The organism is Xenophilus azovorans DSM 13620, assembly GCF_000745855.1.
GTDB lineage: Bacteria > Pseudomonadota > Gammaproteobacteria > Burkholderiales > Burkholderiaceae_C > Xenophilus > Xenophilus azovorans.
The window spans coordinates 105,532-112,657 of record NZ_JQKD01000018.1 but is presented as its reverse complement, the minus strand read 5'-3'; the positions used below and the strand labels follow the sequence as shown (position 1 = coordinate 112,657).

The 7,126-nt window shown below is 66.5% G+C and carries 7 protein-coding genes; all 7 read right to left on the bottom strand.

Annotated elements, in window-relative coordinates:
• Positions 1 to 227: 227 nt before the first annotated feature.
• Positions 228 to 2,288, bottom strand: a complete 2,061-nt coding sequence (locus Q392_RS11970) for a ParB/RepB/Spo0J family partition protein (protein WP_038206991.1) — start codon at positions 2,286 to 2,288, stop codon at positions 228 to 230.
• A 78-nt stretch (positions 2,289 to 2,366) separates the two neighbouring features.
• Positions 2,367 to 3,191, bottom strand: coding sequence for a DUF932 domain-containing protein (locus tag Q392_RS11965; RefSeq protein WP_017677013.1), 825 nt, complete (start codon positions 3,189 to 3,191; stop codon positions 2,367 to 2,369).
• A gap of 711 nt (positions 3,192 to 3,902) precedes the next feature.
• Positions 3,903 to 4,181: a hypothetical protein gene (locus Q392_RS11960; protein WP_023114169.1), complete on the bottom strand. Its 279-nt coding sequence runs from the start codon at positions 4,179 to 4,181 to the stop codon at positions 3,903 to 3,905.
• A 65-nt stretch (positions 4,182 to 4,246) separates the two neighbouring features.
• Positions 4,247 to 4,597, bottom strand: a complete 351-nt coding sequence (locus Q392_RS11955) for a DUF2958 domain-containing protein (RefSeq protein WP_023114168.1) — start codon at positions 4,595 to 4,597, stop codon at positions 4,247 to 4,249.
• Between the two features lie 268 nt (positions 4,598 to 4,865).
• On the bottom strand, positions 4,866 to 6,170 hold the full coding sequence (locus Q392_RS11950) for an MFS transporter (RefSeq protein ID WP_038206985.1): 1,305 nt from the start codon (positions 6,168 to 6,170) through the stop codon (positions 4,866 to 4,868).
• 9 nt (positions 6,171 to 6,179) lie between these two features.
• A complete protein-coding gene (locus Q392_RS31970) occupies positions 6,180 to 6,437 on the bottom strand; it encodes a metal-sensing transcriptional repressor (protein ID WP_003111693.1) in 258 nt (85 codons plus the stop codon).
• A gap of 83 nt (positions 6,438 to 6,520) precedes the next feature.
• Complete coding sequence (locus Q392_RS11940) at positions 6,521 to 6,913, bottom strand: hypothetical protein (RefSeq protein ID WP_023114166.1); 393 nt, start codon at positions 6,911 to 6,913, stop codon at positions 6,521 to 6,523.
• Between the last annotated feature and the right edge of the window lie 213 nt (positions 6,914 to 7,126).

Here is a 7,126-nt window from a genome sequence, read left to right as displayed (position 1 = left end):
GCGGCCTGTGATGGGATGAATGTCGGTGAGGTCGGCGCGGGCTGTCCAGCCCGAGGGCGGACGGTAGCCGCGCACGTCGCCTGCGCCGTGCCAGCGGCGGGCGCGCACAGTGCCGGGGGCGTAGATCGCCGCCATGCGCGGGCGGCGGGTGGTGGTGCGGGTCATGGGGGCTTCTCCTTCCAGCGAAGCGCCCCGGTCGAGGCCGGGGCGCTTGCCTTCGGCGCGGGTCAAGCGGCCAGCGCCTCGGCGGGTTCATCCGCCATTGCTTCGGCATCTTCCGGGGCGTCCTGCTCCGGGCCTGCCTCCTGCGCGGCATCCTGCGGGCCTGCGGCCTTGAAGATGGCGGGCATCCAGCCCGTACCATCGGCCAGCCGCTCGGCCTCGCTGGCAATGTCGGCCTTCTTGAGCTTCGCCAGCCGGGTGACGGATTCCGGTGCGAACGCGCCCACGGCATCCAGAATCACGGCCTTCGGAACGTGCTTGAAGTAGCCTTCTGCGGTCGGCTTCCACCATGCGGCCATGTCGAGGCCCACGGCCTGCGCCAGTTCTGCGCCGGGCTGGTGCGGCGTGGCGCGAGGCGTCACCACGTCCACCGTGGAGGCCACGCACACGGCCAGCAGCCGCACCAGTTCGTCTTGCGACTTCGCCAGCAGCACGGCGAGCAGTTCGGCGCTGTCCTCCGGCAAGGCTTCACCTGCCACCTGTTGCAGTTCGCGCAGCGCCACGGCAGCAGGCGATTCCGGCCAGTCCGGGGCCATGCCTTCCAGCCGGTCTTGCGCCGTGAGGCGCACGCCGAGCGGCAGGCCATCGCCGTAGGCGTCGGGCTGCAAGACCTTCTGCACCATGCCATGCACCAGCGCGGCCAGCGCGACGTGCGGATGCCGTGCGACTTCGATTTGCAGCGCCGCCGTGCGGTGGGCGCTCAATCGCTGCGCCAGCCGGTCGGACAGGCTCGCGGCCTTGGGCGCGTCGTCGGCGTCCTCGTGCTCGTCGTTGGCGGCTTCGCCTTCGGTGCTGCCGAAACCGCGCCGCAGCTTTTCCAGCGTGCGCAGCGCCTTGGCCTCGGCTTCGCGCAGCAGGCCGCGATGAATGACGGCCTCGCCGTTGCGGTCGATGGTGACGATGGCACCAGCCACCTCGCGCACCTCGGGCGCATAGCCTTGTAAGGCGTCCTCCGCGTCTTGCAGTTCCCCGACCACCTGATCGCGCCGCTGTTCCAGTTTCTCGGCCTTGGCCTCGTCCTCGCTGCTTTCAACTTGGCAGGCTTCTTCCAGTTCGGCGTCGATCTTTTCGAGGCGGGTTTCCAGCGAGGCGATGCGGCGGGCCTCGCGGGTGGTCGGCTCGCGGCGATGGCGCGGGGCGTTCTGGAACGCCTGCCGTTCCTCGTAGGCCAGATGCGGCACGGCCTCCACCCATGCCCATCCCTCGGCGCGCACGTCCTCGGCCAGCATTGCCAGCTTGTCGCGCACCAGCGTTTCCAGCACTGCGGTATCGGTGAGGTAGGTTCCGGCATCGCCTTCTGCGAACAGGTCGCGGCGGATGCCGCCGCCTGCCTGCCGGTAGGCGTCCAGCCCGACGAAGCGCACCAGCGCGTGCGCGGCGTCGATTTCGCGCTCGGTCAGGCGCTCGCGCAGCTTGGACGGGCTGCGCTGCCATTCCGGCGCACCATAGAACGCGGCTTCCTGCGCGGCGTGGTCATCGGTGATGGTCAGGGCCATCAACTGTTCCAGCGTCACGCCACCGGCCCGGTAGTCGGCCATGAGACGCGGCGAGACGTTCGCCAGCTTCAAGCGGCGCTGCACCACCAGCGGGGACACGCCGAAGTCGGCGGCAATGTCCTCGACGGGCCGGCCTTCCTTGACCAGCGCGGCGAAGGCCGCGAACTGGTCGGCGGGGTGCATGTTCTCGCGCTGCACGTTCTCCGCGAGGCTGACGGTGCGGGCGGACGCATCGGCCACCAGCAGGCACGGCACTTCGTAGTCAGTGGGGATGCGCTTCTTCTTCGCCAGCAGCTTCAAGGCGGTCAGGCGGCGGTCGCCTGCCACCACCTCGTAAGCCTCGCCATCGGCGGATGCAATCACGATCAGGTTTTGCAGCAGGCCGATGCGGGCAATGCTCGCGGCCAGCTCGGGGATGGACTGGCGCGGGGTCGTGCGGACGTTGCGCTTGGAGCGGCGCGGCAACAGTTGCGACAGCGGAACCAAGATCAGGTTCTTGGTCGGATCGGCCACTTCCAGCGGTGCGGCGGCTTCGATGGCGACGGTTTCGGTTTTGAGTACAGCGTTCATGGTGATAACTCCTTGCGGTTGGGATGCAGCAGCGAGAGAAGCGGCAAGGGCTGCTGCCTGCCCCTGCCGCGTGGGGATTCAGGCTTTCAACTGGCGCAGGCCATCGGCCAGCAGCCACAGGGCGCGATTGAGGCGCACGCTTTGGTCGATGCCCTGCACGGGCCGGGTGGTCTGGCGGCGGCCATTCGCGGCGCGGGCGGACAGGCCGCCTTTGGTCAAGTTCTCCTGCGTGCGGTTGAACACGCTCCACAGGTCGCGGCGGTCGTCGTCGTGGCGGCGTGGCATCAGGATTTGCGATTCCGTGATGGGCGCGGGCTTGTCCTCGTCGTACTTCAACGCCAGCGCAGCGCGGGCGAACACTTCGGATTCCCCGGCGTCGAGCGTGATGGCGCGCATGGCATCGCGCGATTCCTGCGCCCGGTCGAAGCCGTGCAGGACTTCGTAAGCGCCTTCGATGACGTGCCCGGCTACGTCGCCCTTGTGCGGCACGCGCACGTCGGCCACGGTGTCGCCGCAGACAAGGCCATTGCTGCAAACGAAGCGGAACATCCCGGCCAGCATCTGATAGCTGCTGGTGCCGTCATGGGAGTTCAGCAGGATGATTTCGTTGGCCTCGCGGCCGTTGATCTGGCTGGCGTGGCGCAGCCGGATCATGTGCTTGGTGTAGTCGCGGCGGTCGTCGTGGCGCACGCGGGTTTGCGTCACCATGAAAGGCTCGAAGCCTTCCCCGCGCAGTTCTTGCAGCACGGTCGCGGTGGGGATGTAGCTGTACCGCTCAGAGCGGCTTTCGTGCGGGGCGTCCGCGAAGATGGACGGGGCCACGGCCCGGATTTGGTCGTCGGACAAGGGACGTTCCGAACGCAGCACCGGGGAACGGGAAGCGAAGCGGGATGCGAGTTGCATGGCATTTCTCCTGACAAAGAAAAAAGGGGTTGCTGTTCACCGCACACCGGATTCCTAGATTCGGAAGCCCAGCCTTTCGGCGGTTCGGTGCGGTCGGCACGAGGAACCCGGTTGGCCCTGTTGCCACCGTCTTTCCTGAGTTCATCGCCCGCGACGGTCAGGAGCGCGCGGACGGGGGCCGTCAAGGAGGCAAGCGCAGGGTTGGTGCGGCCCGCAGGCGCAGCCGAGGACACGGCCCTGCGCGCCTTGACGGCACACGGCCGCGGGCTACAGTCGCGGTGAAGGTGATGAAGTCAGGGGAGACGGTTGGACATGGCAACGGCCCCTCAGCACGCCGACAGCACGGCAAGCGAAGCGCGCAGGCCCGGATCTAGGAATCCGGGCCGGAGGCGTCAGCCGAGCGGAGCGAGGGAACGATGGAAGCCCGTCAGGGGCGAGACGCCGCAGGCGGCTCGATGCGCTACGCGCACGACAGCGCGACCGGCCATGTTTCTTGGCCGGGGACGCACGGACTCCAAGGCTCGATGTACAAGCTCATGCGCCAGTCATCGGGAAACAGGTTCGACAGCGGCTGCTGCGGTCTGGCCGATCCGGCGCAGCCGGTTCGGCGGCCTTTGAGGGGCGCCAAGCTCCGCGCGGCGGGGATAGCCCGCAGGGCTTTCCCCTGGAGGCAAGCGCAGCGCGCAGCGCCCCGTCAGGGGCACTTAGGCATCACGCCGAGTCGTCAGGACGCAGGCTGGATTCCGCAACCGGCATCCAAGGCGAAGTCGAGTTCAGGTAGTAGCGCCTGCCACGCGCATACAGCCCCGAAGGCTCGGTAGGCTGGTAGAACCCGGTGACGCGGCGCCGGAACTGCGCGCCAAACTCGTTGGTGTAGATCACCGCGTCGCCGATCTTGAAGCGCAAGGGCTGACCGTTCTCCGGCGCGAACGGCTTGAGCGCATCGTGTTGCGCCGTGATTTCGATGATGTAGTCGTGATGGCTGCTCATGGCATTGATCTCCTGCGAAGGTTGGGAAAGCGCAAGGAGCGCCTTGCGGCGCTCCAAGGGCTGGTTCAGACGACGACACGCCCGACCAACCGGGCATCGCGCGCGTAGGCGCTCAACCGCTTCTCGGCGCGGAAAGACAGGTCGCGCTCGATCGGCAGGCCCAGCCTGCCGCGCACGGTCGCCAGCTCGCCCAGGCTGACCCAGCCGATTTCCGGCATCCCCAGGCCCAGGTCGCAAAGACCAAAGGCGTGGTCGTGGTCATCGGGATCAATCTCGGTCAGCAGCCAGGTCGCGCCGGCATCCGGCGTGAACAGCTTGACGACGGGTGCCGGATCGAAGTCCGGGTTCTCCAAGGATTCGCGGCCGTTGGCCAGCAGCACGATGCGCTGCTCGTCAGTGATGAGTGCGTTGTTCATGGTGAACTCCTGAAAGGTTGCCGGGCGGAATTGCCCGACCCTTCCGGGGCACGGCGCAGCGCAAGCAGTCAGGGGTCAACGACGGCCGCCAGGACGCAAGCGCCATCGGCGCGCAGCCCTTGACGGCGAGAACGCCGTGGCACGATGAAGGGGACAGCAAGACCGCCTCCCTCGCACCTCCACGCACGCGGTTTTTGGCAAGCGAAGCGCGCAGGCCCGAATAGCAATCCGGGCCGGAGGCATCAGCGATGTGAAAGGCGGGCAGTTCTTAAATGCGCGCCCAGTCCCGGTGCAGATCGTCAACGATCATGGGATGACGGTGCCCGCCTCGGTCTGCTTGTTCGCGCAAGTGAGGATGATCTGGCGGTAGATGATCGTGGGCGATGTCGGAAGAATCACTAGCGGGCCAGAGCCACAGCGCCAGTCCCACTCCGACAAGACCAATCAGCGACATGATGATGAAGGTCGATTGCAGCCCAAAGGCAGCGCCGAAGCGACCGGCCAAGGGATAGCAAATGAGCCAACACGCATGGGACAGGGCGAATTGCGCGGCAAAGACCGCGGGGCGATCCTCGGGATGAGCGGAGCGGCGCAACAGCCGGCCGGAAGGTGTTTGCGCCACGCTGTAGCCGAAGCCGACCACCAACCAGATCACCACCAGAACGGCATAGGTCGGAATCATTGCCCCGGCTGCCGTTCCCACAACCAGCATCGTCGCTCCCGCAATCATGACAGGTCGATCAGCAATCTTGTCGAGCAGGCGAGGCAGCGCGAAGGCCGCAACCATCGACCCGCCTCCGAAGGCCGCCAGCGCCCACGCTACCTCGGATTCGCCCAGGCCAAAGCGTGCCTTCACGATGACCACCGTGTTCACGATCACCATTGACCCCGCTGCTGCCACAGCGAGGCTGATCGCCAGCAGACCCCGAAGGCGCGGCGTGGCGAGGTAAATGCGCGTGCCCCGCGTAGTACGATCCCATATGCCACGACACGGGCCGGGAACGGTTGTGGGAAGCCTCACGCTGACCACAAGCGCGGCTGACACGAGGAAGCCGAGAACCGTTCCGGCAAACAGGTTGTGGAAGCTGATGACCGTCAGTAGCGCGGCGGCCAGCATCGGGGAAATCAGGCTTTCCAAATCGTAGGCCAGCCGGGAAAGCGACAGTGCTTTCGTGTACTCGTCTTCGTCGGGAAGGATGTCCGGGATAGTGGCTTGAAAGGTCGGCGTGAAGCCTGCGGACGCCGCCTGCAAGACGAAGATCAGCAGATAGATTTGCCAGATTTCGCTGACAAAGGGCAGGCAGAGCGCAACGGATGCTCGTACTAGGTCAAGGGCAACGAGCAACGACCGTCGCGGCAGCCGGTCGGCGAACGCCTGCGCGACCGGGGCGACTCCGACATAGGCCAGCATCTTGATTGCGAGTGCCGTCCCGAGTACCGCGCCGGCATTCGCCCCGGCCAGATCGTAGGCAAGCAGGCCAAGGGCCACCGTCATCAGGCCGGTGCCGACAAGCGCAATCACCTGAGCGGCGAACAGGTGACGATAGGTACGGTTCTTCAGGACGGAGAGCATCGGCGGGCCTCAGAGCAGTTTGGTCAGTGCCTTCATTTCGGTCAAAACGGAGTCTTCGTCATGGGCCAGGCAATGGTCGATGTGGTCGTGGATCAGGACGCGCTTTGCGGCCGTCACCGCGCTTTCCACCGCCGCGAGCTGGCGGGCGATGTCGAGACAGGATTCGCCACTTTCGATCATCCCTATGACGTGCCGAAGATGACCATCGGCGCGTTTCAGCCGCTTCACGAGATCGGGATGGGTTGAGTGCTTGTGTGTCGCGTTCATGTGGCAATTGTATCCCCCCTGGGGGGATATGAAAAAGTGCGCCGCCCGCGAAGGAGCGACGCACCGAAGGCCGCACGACGCAATCAGCCCGCCGCCGGCGCTGTCATCGACTGCAACTGCTCGATCACGCCAGGCTCAACGAACACGCAAGCCTGCTCGTCCGCGATCGGCACGTTGAACACCTGCGCGAACACCGTGCGCCGCAGATGGGCCAGCCGGCCCGTCCGGTATGCCTGCTCGGGCTTCATGCGCCCGCCAGCCTGCGACCCGCTGCGCTGCGGATCGCATTCGACCAGCGCGACAAAGCCATCGTCGGCCAGCTTCTGATGCTCGGGGCACAGGCCCCAGCCGGTCGCCGTGTGGCGCTCCATGCTCGCGCGCAGGCGCTTGTCCAGCAGGATCGCGCCGGTGTCGAACGCCGTGCCGCAGACCAGGCAAACGTGCTGTTCGAGGGAAACGTGTGATTTGTCGTTCATGACGGTTCTCCGGTTGCAAGGGCGGAATTGCCCGGAACCGTCGCCCTCACGGCGCAGCGCAGCAGTCAGGGGTCGCAGACGGCCGCCAGGACGCAAGCGCGCAAGGCGCGCGCAGCCCTTGCACGGCGAGAACGCCGTGATACGGTGAAGGGACACAGCAAGACCGCCCCCTCACACCACCCCACGCACGCGGGTTTTTGGCAAGCGAAGCGC

What these genes read in the sequence shown, in the direction of transcription:
- Q392_RS11970 (WP_038206991.1), bottom strand. Translation starts at nt 2,288, where the DNA reads ATGAACGCTGTACTCAAAACCGAAACCGTCGCCATCGAAGCCGCCGCA.
- Q392_RS11965 (WP_017677013.1), bottom strand. Translation starts at nt 3,191, where the DNA reads ATGCAACTCGCATCCCGCTTCGCTTCCCGTTCCCCGGTGCTGCGTTCG.
- Q392_RS11960 (WP_023114169.1), bottom strand. Translation starts at nt 4,181, where the DNA reads ATGAGCAGCCATCACGACTACATCATCGAAATCACGGCGCAACACGAT.
- Q392_RS11955 (WP_023114168.1), bottom strand. Translation starts at nt 4,597, where the DNA reads ATGAACAACGCACTCATCACTGACGAGCAGCGCATCGTGCTGCTGGCC.
- Q392_RS11950 (WP_038206985.1), bottom strand. Translation starts at nt 6,170, where the DNA reads ATGCTCTCCGTCCTGAAGAACCGTACCTATCGTCACCTGTTCGCCGCT.
- Q392_RS31970 (WP_003111693.1), bottom strand. Translation starts at nt 6,437, where the DNA reads ATGAACGCGACACACAAGCACTCAACCCATCCCGATCTCGTGAAGCGG.
- Q392_RS11940 (WP_023114166.1), bottom strand. Translation starts at nt 6,913, where the DNA reads ATGAACGACAAATCACACGTTTCCCTCGAACAGCACGTTTGCCTGGTC.